The 15,198-nt window shown below is 72.9% G+C and carries 16 protein-coding genes; 15 read left to right on the top strand and 1 reads right to left on the bottom strand.

Annotation, left to right across the window (positions count from 1 at the left end):
- Window positions 1-1,362 (top strand): trypsin-like peptidase domain-containing protein (locus RYN42_RS15975; RefSeq protein ID WP_315097799.1); only part of this gene is annotated, 1,362 nt, incomplete at its 5' end.
- Window positions 1,363-1,440: 78 nt separating this feature from the next.
- Here RYN42_RS15975 and RYN42_RS15970 read toward each other — a convergent pair.
- Window positions 1,441-2,784, bottom strand: coding sequence for an isochorismate synthase (locus tag RYN42_RS15970; RefSeq protein WP_315097798.1), 1,344 nt, complete (start codon window positions 2,782-2,784; stop codon window positions 1,441-1,443).
- Window positions 2,785-2,856: 72 nt separating this feature from the next.
- On the opposite strand from RYN42_RS15970, the gene RYN42_RS15965 reads away from it, so the two are divergent.
- From RYN42_RS15965 to RYN42_RS15900, 14 genes are all read left to right on the top strand, one after another.
- Complete coding sequence (locus tag RYN42_RS15965) at window positions 2,857-3,552, top strand: demethylmenaquinone methyltransferase (protein WP_315097797.1); 696 nt, start codon at window positions 2,857-2,859, stop codon at window positions 3,550-3,552.
- A 204-nt stretch (window positions 3,553-3,756) separates the two neighbouring features.
- Window positions 3,757-4,353: an alternate-type signal peptide domain-containing protein gene (locus tag RYN42_RS15960; RefSeq protein ID WP_315097796.1), complete on the top strand. Its 597-nt coding sequence runs from the start codon at window positions 3,757-3,759 to the stop codon at window positions 4,351-4,353.
- Window positions 4,354-4,366: 13 nt separating this feature from the next.
- Window positions 4,367-4,825 (top strand): hypothetical protein, encoded by a 459-nt coding sequence (locus tag RYN42_RS15955; RefSeq protein WP_315097795.1) that lies wholly within the window; start codon window positions 4,367-4,369, stop codon window positions 4,823-4,825.
- A 38-nt stretch (window positions 4,826-4,863) separates the two neighbouring features.
- The gene (locus RYN42_RS15950; RefSeq protein ID WP_315097794.1) at window positions 4,864-5,373 is read left to right on the top strand and encodes a hypothetical protein; all 510 of its coding nucleotides are present in this window, start codon (window positions 4,864-4,866) and stop codon (window positions 5,371-5,373) included.
- Window positions 5,373-6,095, top strand: coding sequence for a signal peptidase I (locus RYN42_RS15945; protein WP_315097793.1), 723 nt, complete (start codon window positions 5,373-5,375; stop codon window positions 6,093-6,095). Before RYN42_RS15950 ends, RYN42_RS15945 begins: the two co-directional genes overlap by 1 nt.
- Window positions 6,092-6,742: a hypothetical protein gene (locus RYN42_RS15940; protein ID WP_315097791.1), complete on the top strand. Its 651-nt coding sequence runs from the start codon at window positions 6,092-6,094 to the stop codon at window positions 6,740-6,742. The genes RYN42_RS15945 and RYN42_RS15940 overlap by 4 nt, the downstream gene beginning before the upstream one ends.
- A 238-nt stretch (window positions 6,743-6,980) precedes the next feature.
- Window positions 6,981-8,243 (top strand): geranylgeranyl reductase family protein, encoded by a 1,263-nt coding sequence (locus tag RYN42_RS15935; RefSeq protein ID WP_315097789.1) that lies wholly within the window; start codon window positions 6,981-6,983, stop codon window positions 8,241-8,243.
- A 34-nt stretch (window positions 8,244-8,277) separates the two neighbouring features.
- Window positions 8,278-8,640, top strand: coding sequence for an NADH-quinone oxidoreductase subunit A (locus tag RYN42_RS15930; RefSeq protein ID WP_315097787.1), 363 nt, complete (start codon window positions 8,278-8,280; stop codon window positions 8,638-8,640).
- A gap of 24 nt (window positions 8,641-8,664) precedes the next feature.
- Window positions 8,665-9,216, top strand: coding sequence for an NADH-quinone oxidoreductase subunit B family protein (locus tag RYN42_RS15925; RefSeq protein WP_315097786.1), 552 nt, complete (start codon window positions 8,665-8,667; stop codon window positions 9,214-9,216).
- On the top strand, window positions 9,213-10,001 hold the full coding sequence (locus RYN42_RS15920) for an NADH-quinone oxidoreductase subunit C (RefSeq protein ID WP_315097784.1): 789 nt from the start codon (window positions 9,213-9,215) through the stop codon (window positions 9,999-10,001). The genes RYN42_RS15925 and RYN42_RS15920 overlap by 4 nt, the downstream gene beginning before the upstream one ends.
- Complete coding sequence (locus RYN42_RS15915) at window positions 9,998-11,347, top strand: NADH-quinone oxidoreductase subunit D (protein WP_315097782.1); 1,350 nt, start codon at window positions 9,998-10,000, stop codon at window positions 11,345-11,347. The genes RYN42_RS15920 and RYN42_RS15915 overlap by 4 nt, the downstream gene beginning before the upstream one ends.
- Window positions 11,344-12,204 carry an NADH-quinone oxidoreductase subunit NuoE gene (gene nuoE, locus RYN42_RS15910; protein WP_315097780.1) on the top strand — a complete coding sequence of 287 codons (861 nt, stop codon included), beginning with the start codon at window positions 11,344-11,346 and terminating at the stop codon, window positions 12,202-12,204. Before RYN42_RS15915 ends, nuoE begins: the two co-directional genes overlap by 4 nt.
- Window positions 12,204-13,544, top strand: coding sequence for an NADH-quinone oxidoreductase subunit NuoF (gene nuoF, locus RYN42_RS15905; RefSeq protein WP_315097778.1), 1,341 nt, complete (start codon window positions 12,204-12,206; stop codon window positions 13,542-13,544). Before nuoE ends, nuoF begins: the two co-directional genes overlap by 1 nt.
- The coding region (locus tag RYN42_RS15900) for an NADH-quinone oxidoreductase subunit G (RefSeq protein ID WP_315097776.1) at window positions 13,541-15,198 on the top strand (1,658 nt) is incomplete at its 3' end. The genes nuoF and RYN42_RS15900, both read left to right, overlap by 4 nt.

Here is a 15,198-nt window from a genome sequence, read left to right as displayed (position 1 = left end):
CCGGTGGACCCGGCCGAGGCGGTCCGCCGGGCGCAGTGGGAGGCCGCGCCGCGCGCCGCAACGCAGGACCCCGGCGGCCCGCACCCGAGCTCGCTCCCCGACCCTGCCGGACCGCACGTCCCCGAGCGTCGACGCCGCATGTGGCTGCCGATCACCTCGGCGGCGGCTGCCGCCGCGATCGTCGCTGCGATCGCGACGGTCGGCGTGACGCAGGCGCTCTCCGACGACGAGGCCGCCGGCACCCGCCCGGCGTCGCTGGCCGCGATCGGGCAGCCCTCGAACGACTCCGTCCCGGTGGCCGGCTCGACGTCGGAGGACCCGGACTGGGAGGCCGTCGCCGGCGCCGTCCAGCAGTCGGTCGTCGCCATCCAGGTGGGCCAGGGCTCCCAGGGCTCGGGCGTGATCATCGACGACTCGGGCCACATCGTCACCAACAACCACGTCGTCGCCGGCGCGGACGGGGACGTGCAGGTCACGCTCACCGACGGCCGGATCTTCGACGCCACGATCGTGGGGACCGACGCCACTACCGACCTCGCGGTGATCCAGCTCGAGGACGCCCCGGACGACCTCGAGGCGGCTGCCCTGGGCGACTCCTCCGAGGTGGTCGTCGGTCAGCCGGTGATGGCCGTGGGCAACCCGCTCGGCCTGGCCAGCACGGTCACCACGGGCATCGTCTCCGCGGTCGACCGCCCGGTGTCCACCTCCGGGGACAACACCAGTGAGGCCACCATCACCAACGCCATCCAGATCGACGCGGCGGTCAACCCCGGCAACTCCGGCGGCCCGCTGTTCGACGCCGCAGGCCGCGTCATCGGCATCAACTCCTCGATCGCGACGCTGTCCAGCGAGTCCGGCTCGATCGGCCTCGGCTTCGCCATCCCGGTCGACCTGGTCAAGAACATCGCCGCGCAGCTCATCGAGGACGGCACCGCGGAGCACGCGTTCCTCGGGGTGTCCCTCTCGGACGGCACGGCCACGGCCGACGGGGTGACCCGCCGCGGTGCGGTCGTCGAAGAGATCACGGAGGGCTCGCCGGCCGCGCAGGCCCAGCTGCAGGCGGACGACACGATCGTCGCGATCGACGGTGACGCGGTGGGCGGGGCCGAGTCGCTCACGGCCTACGTGCGGGCGCTGCCCTCCGGCACGGACGTCACGCTGACGGTCGTGCGCGACGGGGAGGCGATCGAGGTCGACGTGACCCTCGCGGTCCGCCCGGAGACGGCCGCTCCGGCGCCCCAGCAGGAGGACCAGCAGGGCGGCTCGGGCGACGGCTCGGGCAACGGCTCCGGCAACCCGGAGGACATGACCCCGGACGAGCTGTGGGAGTGGTTCCAGCAGCAGCAGGGCCAGGGCGGCTGACCGCCGCTCCCCGATCTTCGCGGCCGCCTGGTCGTCGTCCCCCCGACGATCCCGGCCGCGGACCCCTCGGCCGGGACGTCAGCTGGTGCTGGCGTCCCGGCCGAGCGCGTACCGCATGGGGACCAGCTTCGCCTCGGACTCCGCCAGCTCGGCGGGCGGGTCGGACGCGGCGACCACGCCGCAGCCGGCGAACAGCCGGACGCGCCGCGGGTCGTCCGGGTCGATCGCCGCGGAGCGCAGGGCGATGCCCCACTCGCCGTCACCGTCGGCGCCGAACCACCCGACCGGTCCGGCGTAGCGGGCGCGGTCCATGCCCTCGATGCTGCGGATGAGCTCACGAGCCGCGACGGTCGGCGTCCCGCACACCGCGGCGGTCGGGTGCAGCGCCGCGGCGAGCGCGAGGGACGACGGGTGCGCCGCGTCGCCGCTCGGTGCGGTCAGCACGCCGGTCACGTCGGAGGCCAGGTGCAGGACGTTGGGCAGGTGGAGCACGAAGGGCACGTCGGGGACGTTGGTCGACGAGCAGAACGGCTCGAGCGCGTGCGCGACGGAGGTCACGGCGTACTCGTGCTCCTCCAGGTCCTTGGACGAGTGCGCGAGGATCGCGGCGCGGGCCAGGTCGGCGGCGTCGTCGCCGGTGCGCCGGATGGTGCCGGCGAGCACGCGCGAGGTCACCAGGCCCTTCTCGGACCTCACCAGCAGCTCGGGCGTCGCGCCCACCATCCCGTCCACGCTGAACGTCCAGCACGACGGGTACTCCCCTGCCAGCCGCCCGAGGGCCCACCGCACGTCGACGGGGTGCTCGGCGCGCGCGTGCACGTCCCGCGCCAGCACCACCTTGTCGACGTCGCCGGACCGGATCGCGGCGATGCCGCTCGCGACCACCTCGCGCCACCGGTCCGCGCTCACCGCGCCGTCGGTGTAGACCACCTCGCCGGGGTCGAGCGGCGGCACGCGCGGCCCGAGGACGTCGGCGAGCCGAGGTGCGGGACGCAGCCGGGCACCGGTGGTGATCGTGGTCAGCCAGGTGCGCCCGCCGCGCCGCCCGACGACCACGCGCGGCACCACGACGACGCCACCCGCGGGGGAGTCGTCGTCGAACGCGAACGAGCCGAAGGCCACCGGGCCGGTGCCGGGCAGCTGGACCTCGTCGCGCACGATCGCGCGGGTGAGCACGTCCTGCCACGCCCGCTCGGCGTCGGCGAACCGGCCCGCCCCGCCGACCTCGACCCGCAGCGTCTCCCCCCAGGCCACCAGGCCGTCGCCACGGCGCACCCACGCCAGCGGGCGCTCCGTCGGCAGCAGGTCGAGGAGGTCGTGCGGGTCCGGTGTGCCGAGTGCGCCCAGGTCGTCGAGGGGGACCGTGCGGACGACCAGCGGCTGGGGGACGGCGTCCGCGGGGGCGGAGGTCTGCGTGCTCATCGCCTCCAGCGTATGCCTCGCCGGCCGGTCGGCCCTGTCGTAGGGACCCGTCGGACCTGCGACGATGGACACATGTCCCGCGCCTCCCTCGACAAGGACCCTCTGGACGTCGCCGCCATGTTCGACGCGGTGGCCCACCGGTACGACCGGACCAACGACGTCATCTCGCTCGGGCAGGACCGTGCCTGGCGCAGGGCGACCCTCAAGGCCGTCGGTGCCCTGCCCGGCGAGACCGTGCTCGACCTGGCCGCCGGCACGGGCACGTCGTCCGAGCCGATGGCCGACGCCGGTGTGCGCGTCGTGGCGTGCGACCTGTCCGTCGGGATGCTCGAGGTGGGCAAGCGCCGCCGCCCGGACCTGGCCTTCGTGGCCGGCGACGCGCTGCACCTGCCGTTCGCCGACGAGTCGTTCGACGCCGTGACCATGTCGTTCGGCCTGCGCAACGTCAAGGACGTGCCGGCCGCGCTCGGTGAGCTCCTGCGCGTGACGCGGCCCGGCGGCCGACTGGTGGTCTGCGAGTTCTCGCGGCCCACGTTCACGCCCTTCCGCGTGGTCTACCAGAACTACCTCATGCGGGCGCTGCCGCCCGTCGCCCGCGCCGTCTCCAAGGAGCCGGAGGCGTACGTGTACCTGGCGGAGTCGATCCGTGAGTGGCCGGACCAGGACGCGCTGGGCCGGCTGGTCAAGCGCGCCGGCTGGTCCCAGGTGGCCTACCGGAACCTCTCGGGCGGGATCGTCGCGCTGCACCGCGCCACCCGTTCGGCCTAGCCGGACTGCGGGCATCACAGTGGGAGCGGTCCCACGCGAATTGCCCGGTTCGTCGTCACCGCTCCCGATGCGTCCAAGGTGGAAGCCCCCGTGTGACACGCGTTAGGGGGTGATGACCTGCGGAAACACTTATGGACGCGCGTCCAGGTCTCGAAGATCGCCGTGCCGGTGGTGCAGCCGGCATCGGCTACGGAAGGCACGGACATGCGCAAGACGACGAAGGGCGCCATCGCGGTAGGCGTCGGAGTGGCACTGCTGCTGGGCGGCGCGGGCACGATGGCAGCCTGGCGCGTCAGCGCCGGCGTGGGCGCGGGGACGAGCGTGACGTCCGGCAAGCTCGCGGTCGTCGCCAAGGCCGACGCCACGGGCGCCCCGGTGTGGTCCTGGACCAACCCCGCGACGACGCCGGCCTACAGCCCGACGACCACGCGAATCGTCCCGGGCGACTCGGTCACCCGCACCCAGGTGTTCACGGTCACCGCGCGTGGCGACCACCTCACGTTCACCGGCGCCCTCGACGTCGCTCCGGCCGTGACCGGCGACCCCACCCTCGTGGCCAAGCTCGCCGCGGGCACCACGACGACGATCACCGTCGTCGGCACGCCCACCGGCGTGACGGGCAGCGGCACGAGCACGATCTCCGTCGCCTCCGGCTCGGCCGCCACGGCCGACCTGGTGTTCGACGTGCGGGTCACCTCGACGGTCGCCTGGCCCATCGGGACCGCCGGCTCGGACGCCGCCGACACGATGAACCAGACCGTCAACCTCGCGGCAGCGAACCTGCTGCTCACCCAGGTCTGACCTGCCTCCACCGATGCGTGCCCGCCTGATCGTCGTCGTGGCCGTGGTGCTCCTCTTCCTGGGGAGCACCACGGCCTACGCCGCATGGTCGCGGGGCGCGGTGGTCGGGGCGGGGGCGGCGGTGCGGTCGGGCTCGTTCGCCGTCACCGCGACGTGGCCCACCCCGCTGAACCTGGCCGCGGTCCAGCCGGGTGCCAAGAAGACCGGCGTCCTGGAGGTCACACGCACCGGGCACGGGCGGTGGGTCTACTCGATCGGCGTGCCGACCGGCGTCGGCGGGACCGTCCGGGTGTTCCCCACGTCCTCCTGCCTGGGCATGGCCCTGACGCTGCCCTGGTCGCAGACCACGGTCCAGGCGGGCACGGCGGCGGCGCAGCACTGCGTCGAGTTCACGGCGGCCACGGCTCTGACGAGCGGCCAGCCGCTCACCGTGTCGGTGCCGGTGACCGGCGAGAGCCGGTCGACCAGCTGAGCACTGTCCCGACGGGTACGACGAGGAAGGAGTGACCGATGACCGGCTCTCGCCGTGCACGCCCGCGCACCCTCGTCGTCGTCGTCACCGCCCTCGCGCTCCTGCTCCTCGGGTCCGGCTCCGCCTGGGCGTACTGGTCGGCCACGACGACGGCCACCGCCGCGGGGGCGGCGCCCGTCCTGGCAGCTCCCGGCGGCATCGGCGCCACGTGCTCGCCGGGCATCAACTTCCAGCCCGACCCGGTGGTCGTCCGGTGGAACGCGGTGCCGGTGCCCGTCGGTGCGACGTCCGTGCGCTACCGGGTGCAGTTCCTCAACGACGCCGGCACCTCGAACTGGTTCCCGTCCGCGACCACGGAGACGACGGCGCTGTCCTACAGCGTCAACTCCACCCAGCTCGGCTCCAGCGTCGCGGACCGCACGCGCGAGCAGACCATCACGGTCCAGGCCATCGCCGTGTACCCCACGGGGACCCTCCTGTCCCCGGCCTCGACGGCGGAGTCCGCGCACGGCGAGAGCATCCTCGGCGTCGTCGACATGCACTGCTGATGGACGCCCCCACGCCGCCGGAGCCACGCGGACCCCGCCCCCTCGAGCTCGTCGGGTCGGCCGTCTCGTCGTTCGCGCTGGTCGCGCTCGTCCTGGTCGCGCTCGCGATGATCGTGGTGCCGCTGGCCATCGGTGCGACGCCGTTCACCGTGCTGACGGGCAGCATGGAGCCGTCGATGCCCCCGGGCGCCCTCGTCGTCACGCGGCCCGCGGACCCGGACACCATCGACGTCGGCGACGTCGTGACCTACCAGCTGCGCTCGAACGAGCCCGAGGTCGTCACGCACCGCGTCGTCGGGGTCGGGTTCGGCTCCGCGGGCGAGCGCGTGTTCGTCACGCGCGGTGATGCCAACGACGTCGACGACGAGCCGGTGCGCGCCGTGCAGATCCGCGGCGTCGTCGCGTACCACGTGCCGTACCTCGGCTACCTGAACACCTGGGTCGGGATGAACCGGCCGGGCTGGCTGCTCAAGGCGGTCGCCGCCGCACTGATCGGCTACGGCCTCCTGCTCGTCGGCTCCGGGGTGCGCGACCGGCTCCGGCGACGCCGACCCGAGGAGGCCGTCGCGGACGACGTCACCGCAGCCGAGCCGGGGGTGACCAGCGACCCGGTCGAGCCCGACGTGCCCGCCAGCCGGGTCGCTCCGGGAGCCGTCCTGGCCGCGGTCCTGGTCACCGGGCTCGTCGTCGGGATCTTCGTGCTGAGCAGGCGGTCGCCGTGAGGCGCAGGCGGCTCGGCGCGCTGCTGGCCGTGGGCGTGCTCGCCGGGCTGTCGACGGTGGTGCCCGCCGGCGCGGCGCACGCCGCGGAGACGCTCGAGCTCTCGGTGGACGGCGTCACCTGGTCGGCGTCGCTCCCGGAGAAGCTGTTCACGACTCCCGCCGTGCTCGTCCCCGGCGACGTGCTCACGTCCGTGCTGTGGGTCCGCAACAGCTCGGGCGACCCGGCACGGGTGGAGCTCGAGGTGGCGGACGACCTCGGCGCACGACCCGGCACGTTCGCGGGCGACCTCTCCCTCACCATCGACGGCACGCCGTCGGCGGGCGGCAGCACCTGGCGCGGTCCGGACCTGGCGCCGGGGTCGATCGCGCGGGTCGCTCTCGCGCTGACGTTCGCGGCGTCCTCAGGGTCGACGAGCCAGTCCGGCGTCGCCACCGTGCTCGACTCGGTCTCCCTGGTGCAGTCGGCCGTGGGTCGTGCACCCGGGACCCCGGCAGCGCGTCCCGGCGCCGCGCCGACGACGACCGCAGGCGGGCTGGCGCACACCGGTGCGGACGTCGGCCACGGGCTCGTCGCGGCAGTCGGCGCCCTCGCGGCCGGGCTCCTGCTCCTGGCCGCTCGGCGACGCTCGCGCCGCGACCCCGACTGAGCCCGTCCGGTCGCTGCGTCGTCGACTGTCCGTGCAGGCAGCGCGGGTGAACAATGGCGGCGTCCGCCTCGACGCGCCGGCCCTCTTCGCCGGTTCCACCGGACCGTCCCGGCGCGTGCCGGACGTCCTGCACGCCCCCTGCGACGAGGTAAGGAAAGCCTTCGCAGACAGTGCCTGAGGCGCTGGTTACACTCGCCGGAGCAGTACGTGAACGTCGTCACAAGTGGGGTAACGAGTGGTGGATGCAGCGCACGATGACGCGGACGTCGTCGTCGTCGGCGCGGGCCCAGCAGGGTCCGCCGCCGCGTTCCACTGTGCCTCCGCGGGCCTCGACGTCCTCCTCCTGGAGAAGTCCGAGTTCCCGCGCGACAAGGTGTGCGGCGACGGCCTGACCCCGCGCGCGGTCGCCGAGCTGGTGCGCATGGGCCTGCCCGTGCGCGAGCAGGACGGCTGGATCCGCAACGTCGGCCTGCGCGTGATCGGCGGCGGTCACCGCCTCGAGCTCGAGTGGCCGGAGCTGTCCAGCTACCCCTCGTACGGCCTGGCCAAGTCCCGGCTGTCCCTCGACCACACCCTGGCGGACCACGCCCGGACCGCCGGCGCCAAGCTGCAGGAGCGCACCACCGTCACGGGGTCGGTGCGCGACGAGCGCTCGGGCCGCGTGGTGGGCGTGCAGGCGAAGGTGGACGGCGAGACCGTCACGTACCGCGCGCCGGTCGTCATCGCCGCCGACGGCGTGTCCGCCCGGCTGGCCACGGGGATGGGCCTCGAGAAGCGCATGAACCGCCCCATGGGCGTCGCGGTCCGCACGTACTTCCAGACGCCGCGGCACGACGACCCGTGGATGGAGAGCCACCTCGAGCTCCGCGACGACGACGGCAACCTCATGCCCGGCTACGGCTGGATCTTCTCCCTCGGGGACGGGACCGCGAACGTGGGGCTCGGCTCGGTGGCCTCCACGGCGGCGCCCACCAAGGTCGACTACAAGAAGCTGTTCGCCACCTGGATGCGGCACGTGCCCGCCGAGTGGGAGTTCACGCCCGACAACCAGGTGGGCCCGGTCAAGGGTGCGGCGCTGCCGATGGGGTTCAACCGCGGCCCGCTGTACGGGAACGGCCTCATGCTGGCGGGCGACTCCGCGGGGATGATCAGCCCGTTCAACGGCGAGGGGATCGCGTACGGGCTGCAGGCGGGCCGCGTGGCCGCGGACGCCATCGCGCAGGGCCTGGCGCGGGGCACCGCCGCCGGGCGCGAGCGGGCCTTCGCCACCTACCAGAGCCGCATGAAGGACGACCTGGGCGGCTACTACACGCTCGGCCGCGTCTTCGTCCGCCTGATCGAGCACCCGGAGGTCATGCGGGTGTGCACGCGCTACGGTCTGCCGCGACCGCTCCTGATGAAGTTCGTGCTCAAGCTCCTGTCCGACTGCTACGAGCCGAAGGGCGGTGACCTGGTGGACCGGGTGATCGCCGGGCTCGCGCGGATCGCCCCGGCCGCATGAGGCCCCCGACCACAACGAAGTGGAGTGACGCGCGATGAACAACCCGTACGTCCCGCTGCTCTTCCTCATGGGCATCGCCGCCGTGCTCGCCCTCGGTGGCGTCGGCGCGAGCGTGATCCTCGGACCGCAGCGGTACAACCGCGCCAAGCTCGAGGCGTACGAGTGCGGCATCGAGCCCACCCCGCACGCCATCGGCGGCGGCCGCTTCCCGATCAAGTACTACCTCGTCGCGATGACGTTCATCGTCTTCGACATCGAGGTGGTGTTCCTCTACCCGTGGGCGGTGAGCTTCGCGGACCTGGCCCTGTTCGGCCTGGTCGCGATGATCGGCTTCCTCGTGCTCATCACGGTCCCGTTCGTCTACGAGTGGAAGCGCGGCGGGTTCGAGTGGGACTGAGCGCCATGTCGAAGGAGTGTTGAGATGGGCATCGAAGAAGCACCCTCGGGGTTCCTGCTCACGACGGTCGAGGACCTGGTCGGGTACTTCCGCAAGGGCTCGCTCTGGCCGGTCACGTTCGGCCTGGCCTGCTGCGCCATCGAGATGATGGCCGCAGGCGCGCCCCGCTACGACCTCTCGCGGTTCGGCATGGAGGTGTTCCGCGCGTCGCCGCGCCAGGCGGACCTCATGATCGTCGCCGGACGCGTCAGCCAGAAGATGGCCCCGGTGGTGCGTCAGGTCTACGACCAGATGTCCGAGCCCAAGTGGGTGCTCTCGATGGGCGTCTGCGCCAGCTCCGGCGGCATGTTCAACAACTACGCCATCGTGCAGGGCGTGGACCACATCGTCCCGGTCGACATCTACCTGCCCGGCTGCCCGCCGCGCCCCGAGATGCTCATCAACGCGATCCTCGCGCTGCACGACCAGATCCAGAACGAGCCGCTCGGCGCCAACCGCAAGGAGGCGGCGGCGGCCGCCGAGGCCGCGGCGATGGCCGCGACGCCGACGTCGCACATGACGGGGCTGCTGCGGTGAGCGACGAGAAGACCGACGCGGCCGAGGCCGTCAAGCCCGGCGAGGCGACCACCGGGGCGCAGGCCACCAGCGAGGCCGCGCTCGAGGCGGGCGGGCAGAACATCCCCGCCGACGGGCGTCCGCTGATCGACGTCGTCGACGTGCGGCGCGGCATGTTCGGCGCCGCGGGCACGGGTGACACCTCCGGCTTCGGCGGGCTGGTCACCGCGATCGCGCTGCCCGGACCGAGCGAGCGGCCCTACGGCGGCTGGTTCGACGAGGTCGTCGACCTCCTCGCCGAGGTGCTCGACGAGTCCGGCACCACGTTCACCGCGGCGGTCGAGTCCGTCGTCGTCGACCGCGAGGAGCTCACGCTGCACGTCGCGCGCGAGCACCTGGTCGAGGTGGCGCGGGCGCTGCGGGACGACCAGGACCTGCGGTTCGAGCTCAGCCTCGGGGTCTCCGGCGTGCACTACCCGCACGACGCCGGCCGCGAGCTGCACGCCGTCTACCACCTCGTCTCGGTCACCCACTCGCGCCGGCTGCGGCTCGAGGTGGCGGTCCCCGACGCGGACCCGCACCTGCCGTCGACCGTCCCGGTCTACCCGGCCAACGACTGGCACGAGCGCGAGACCTTCGACTTCTTCGGGATGATCTTCGACGGTCACCCCGCCCTGGCCCGCATCGAGATGCCCGACGACTGGCCGGGCCACCCGCAGCGCAAGGACTACCCCCTCGGGGGCATCCCGGTCGAGTACAAGGGCGCGACCGTGCCGCCCCCGGACCAGCGGAGGTCGTACCGATGACCACTCAGACCCCCCGAGCCACCGCCCGCGTGGTGGACGGCGACACCGACGGCGTCCCCTCCTTCGAGGCGTCCGGCGGCGACTGGTCCGACATCGCCGAGGAGGCCGCGCGCCTCGGCGAGGAGCGGATCGTCGTCAACATGGGTCCGCAGCACCCGTCGACGCACGGCGTGCTCCGCCTCATGCTCGAGATCGACGGCGAGACGGTGACCGAGGCCCGCGCAGGCATCGGCTACCTGCACACCGGCATCGAGAAGAACATGGAGTTCCGCACCTGGACCCAGGGCGTGACCTTCTGCACGCGCATGGACTACGTGGCGCCGCTGTTCCAGGAGGCCGCGTACTGCTTGGCGGTCGAGAAGCTGCTGGGCATCACGGACGACGTGCCCGAGCGCGCCACGGTCATCCGCGTGCTGATGATGGAGCTCAACCGGATCACGTCGCACCTGGTCTGCCTGGCCACCGGCGGCAACGAGCTGGGCGCCACGACGATCATGACCGTGGGCTTCACCGCTCGCGAGGAGATCCTCAAGATCTTCGAGCTGATCTCGGGCCTGCGCATGAACCACGCGTACATCCGGCCGGGCGGCGTCGCCCAGGACATCCCGCCGGGTGCGATCGACACCGTGCGCGAGGCGCTCGTGACGGTCCGCGGCTACTTCAAGCAGCTCGAAGACCTCATGCTCGCCAACCCGATCCTGCACCTGCGGCTCAAGGACGTCGGCTACCTGAGCCTGTCGGGCTGCATGGCGCTCGGCGTCACCGGCCCGGTGCTCCGCTCGGCCGGCCTGCCGTACGACGTCCGCAAGGCGAACCCGTACTGCGGCTACGAGACGTACGACTTCGAGGTCCCCGTCGCGCAGTCGGCGGATTCGTGGGGGCGTCTCGTGCTGCGGGTCGAGGAGTGCTACCAGTCCATGCGGATCGTCGAGCAGACGCTCGACCGCCTGCAGCGGATGGGCCCCGGACCGGTCATGGTCGAGGACAAGAAGATTGCGTGGCCCGCGCAGCTGGCCATCGGGTCGGACGGCATGGGCAACTCCCTGGACCACATCCGCGAGATCATGGGCACCTCCATGGAGGCCCTGATCCACCACTTCAAGCTGGTGACCGAGGGCTTCCGCGTGCCGGCCGGTCAGGTGTTCCAGACCGTCGAGCACCCGCGCGGCGAGCTCGGCGTGCACCTGGTGTCCGACGGCGGGACGCGGCCGTACCGCGCGCACTTCCGGGACCCGTCCTTCAACAACCTGCAGGCCACGTCGATCATGTGCGAGGGCGGGCAGCTGGCGGACGTCGTCGTCGCCGTCGCCTCCCTCGACCCGGTGCTGGGAGGAGTGGACCGATGAGCGTGGAAGCGGGCCGGGTCGCCGGCCAGAGGCACGACACCAGCTACGACGCGCAGACGCACGCGCGCCTGACGGCGGACTCGGACGCGATCGTCGCCCGGTACCCGCAGGCGCGCTCGGCCCTGCTGCCGATGCTGCACCTGGTGCAGTCCGAGGACGGCTACGTCAGCCCGCGGGGCATCGCGTTCTGCGCCGCGCACCTGGGTCTGACCACGGCCGAGGTGTCCGCCGTGGCCACCTTCTACACGCAGTACAAGCGGCACCCCAACGGCACGTACACGGTAGGGGTCTGCACCAACACGCTCTGCGCGATCATGGGCGGCGACGCCATCTGGGAGGACCTGTCGGACCACCTCGGCGTGGGCCACGACGAGACCACCGACGACGGCGTCATCACCCTCGAGCGCGTGGAGTGCAACGCGGCCTGCGACTACGCACCGGTCGTGATGGTCAACTGGGAGTTCTTCGACAACCAGACCCCGGACACCGCGCGCACCCTGGTGGACGACCTGGCGGCCGGCAAGGCCGTGGTCCCCACGCGCGGGGCGTCGAGCGTCTGCTCCTTCAAGGAGATGTCCCGCGTGCTGGCCGGCTTCGGCGACGGCCGGGCCGACGAGGGCGTCGGCGCGGGGGAGCCCACGCTGCGCGGTGTGGCGCTGGCGCGTGAGCAGGGATGGACCGCACCCGAGTATCCCGACGCGACCTCGTCGGCACCCGCAGCCGCGACCGCAGGCTCGTCCGAGCCGAAGGTCGGCGGCGAGCAGTCCAGCGCCCAGCGGCCGGCCACCACGCCCGCCGACGTCTCGCCCGAGGCGGAGCGCACGAAGCAGTCCACCGACGACGCGAAGGAGTCGTGATGACGACGACCCTCACCCCCGTCCTGACGGACACGTGGGACGCCGACCGGTCGTGGGCGCTCTCCACCTACGAGGGCGCGGGCGGCTACCGCGGCCTGCGTCGCGCCCTGAGCCTGCCGGCCGCCGACGTGGTCACCCTGGTCAAGGACTCCGGTCTGCGCGGACGCGGCGGCGCCGGGTTCCCCACCGGCATGAAGTGGGGCTTCCTGCCCGCGCCCGACGGCGGACCGCGCTACCTCGTGGTCAACGCCGACGAGTCGGAGCCGGGGACCTGCAAGGACATCCCGCTGATGATGGCCAGCCCGCAGCACCTGATCGAGGGCATGATCATCACCAGCTACGCGATCGGCTGCCACCACGCGTTCCTGTACGTGCGCGGCGAGGTGCTGCACGTGTACCGCCGCCTCCTGCTCGCCATCGAGGAGGCGCGCGCCGCGGGGTACCTGGGCACGGACATCCTCGGCTCGGGCTTCGACCTGGAGATCACGCTGCACTCGGGCGCCGGCGCGTACATCTGCGGCGAGGAGACGGCGCTGCTCGACTCCCTCGAGGGCCTGCGCGGCCAGCCCCGCCTCAAGCCGCCGTTCCCCGCGGTCGCGGGTCTGTACGCGCGCCCGACCGTGGTCAACAACGTCGAGTCGATCGCGTCGGTGCCCGGCATCGTCGCCGGCGGCTCGGACTGGTTCCGGTCCATGGGCACCGAGAAGTCCACGGGCCACGGGCTGTTCTCGCTGTCGGGGCACGTGGCGCGGCCGGGCCAGTACGAGGCCCCGCTCGGCATCACGCTGCGTGAGCTGCTCGAGATGGCGGGCGGCGTCCGGGAGGGCCACGAGCTGAAGTTCTGGACGCCCGGGGGCTCCTCGACGCCGATCTTCACCGCGGAGCACCTCGACGTGCCGCTGGACTACGAGTCGGTGGGTGCGGCGGGCTCGATGCTCGGCACCCGCGCGCTGCAGATCTTCGACGAGACGACGTCGGTGGTGCGCGCGGTGACGCGGTGGACCGAGTTCTACAAGCACGAGTCGTGCGGCAAGTGCACGCCGTGCCGCGAGGGCACCTACTGGCTGACGCAGGTGATGCAGCGCCTCGAGGCCGGCCAGGGCACCCTGGCGGACATCGACCTGCTGCTGGACCTGTGCGACAACATCCTGGGCAAGGCGTTCTGCGCGCTGGGCGACGGGGCCACCAGCCCCATCACCTCGGCCGTGCAGTACTTCCGCGAAGAGTTCGTGGCAGGGACGCACACGCCCGCGGACGTGCTGTTCCCGCCGGAGCACAGCTCGCTGTTCTCCTACACGCCGAAGTCGGCCCACCGAGTGCTCGCAGGGGTGCACGCATGACGATCCTGTCCTCCGGGCCGACGACCTCGCTGGTCCCGGCCGCGCCCGTGCAGCCTGCCGCGGAGGTCACCGAGACGGTGACGTTCACGGTGGACGGCATCGAGACGGTGGTGCCCAAGGGCACGCTGGTGATCCGGGCAGCCGAGCAGCTGGGCATCCAGATCCCGCGCTTCTGCGACCACCCCCTGCTGGCCCCGGCCGGCGCCTGCCGCCAGTGCATGGTCGAGGTGTGGGCCCCGGGTCGCGACGGCGCCCTGGCCAAGATGCCCAAGCCCCAGGCCAGCTGCACGCTCGAGGCGACCCCGGGCATGCAGGTCAAGACGCAGCACACGTCCCCGGAGGCCGACAAGGCCCAGCACGGGGTCATGGAGCTGCTGCTCATCAACCACCCGCTGGACTGCCCGGTGTGCGACAAGGGCGGCGAGTGCCCCCTGCAGAACCAGGCGATGAGCAACGGCCGCGCGAGCACCCGGTTCGTGGACGTCAAGCGCACGTTCCCCAAGCCGATCGCCCTGTCGACGCAGATCCTGCTGGACCGCGAGCGCTGCATCCTGTGCCAGCGCTGCACGCGGTTCTCCGAGGAGATCGCCGGTGACGTGTTCATCGACCTGCAGAAGCGCGGCGCCAACCAGCAGATCGGCACCTTCGACACGGGCGTGCTCGGGTTCGCCGGCGAGGCCCCGCTGGGGGCGTCCGCCGAGGACACCTCCGGCCGGCCGTTCGCCTCGTACTTCTCGGGCAACACGGTGCAGATCTGCCCGGTCGGCGCGCTGACCAGCGCCGCGTACCGGTTCCGGTCGCGCCCGTTCGACCTGGTCTCCACGCCCGGCATCGCCGAGCACGACTCGCAGGGCTCGGCCATCCGCATCGACCACCGCCGCGGCGTCGTGCTGCGCCGGCTCGCGGGCGAGGACCCGACGGTGAACCAGGAGTGGATCACCGACAAGGACCGCTTCGCGTTCACGTGGCAGTCCGCACCGGACCGCATCACCACGCCGCTGGTCCGCAACGCCGACGGCGAGCTCGAGCCCGCCAGCTGGGTGGAGGCGCTCGACGTGGCCGCCGCCGGCCTGCGCGCGGCCCAGCAGCCGGACGACCCGCGCGACACCGCGGTCGGCGTCGCCGTGCTGCCGGGCGGTCGCCTCACGCTCGAGGACGCGTACGCGTACGGCAAGTTCGCCCGCGTGGCGCTCGGCACCAACGACGTCGACGGTCGCGCGCGCCCGCACTCGGCGGAGGAGGAGACCTTCCTCGCGCACCACGTCGCCGGCCGCACCCTCGACGTCAGGTTCGCCGACCTGGACCGCGCACCCGCCGTGCTGCTCGTCGGGCTCGAGGCCGAGGAGGAGGCGGGCATCGCGTTCCTGCGGCTGCGCGACTCGGTCGTGTCCCGCTCGCTGCGCGTCCTGTCGGTCGCCGCCCTGGCCAGCCGCGGTCTGGAGCGGCTCTCCGGCACCCTGCTGCCCGCCGCGCCCGGCACCGAGGCGGAGGTCCTCGACGGCATCGGCACCGACCCGGCGCTGTCCGAAGCCGCCGAGCTGCTCGGCACCGCCGGCGCCCTCGTGCTCGTCGGCGAGCGCCTGGCCGGGGTCTCCGGCGGCTTCTCCGCGGCCGTGCGGCTCGCGCGGCGCATCGGCGCCCGGCTGGCCTGGGT

The sequence above is a fragment of the uncultured Cellulomonas sp. genome, assembly GCF_963527515.1.
GTDB lineage: Bacteria > Actinomycetota > Actinomycetes > Actinomycetales > Cellulomonadaceae > Cellulomonas.
This window is presented reverse-complemented; position numbering and strand designations above follow the sequence as displayed.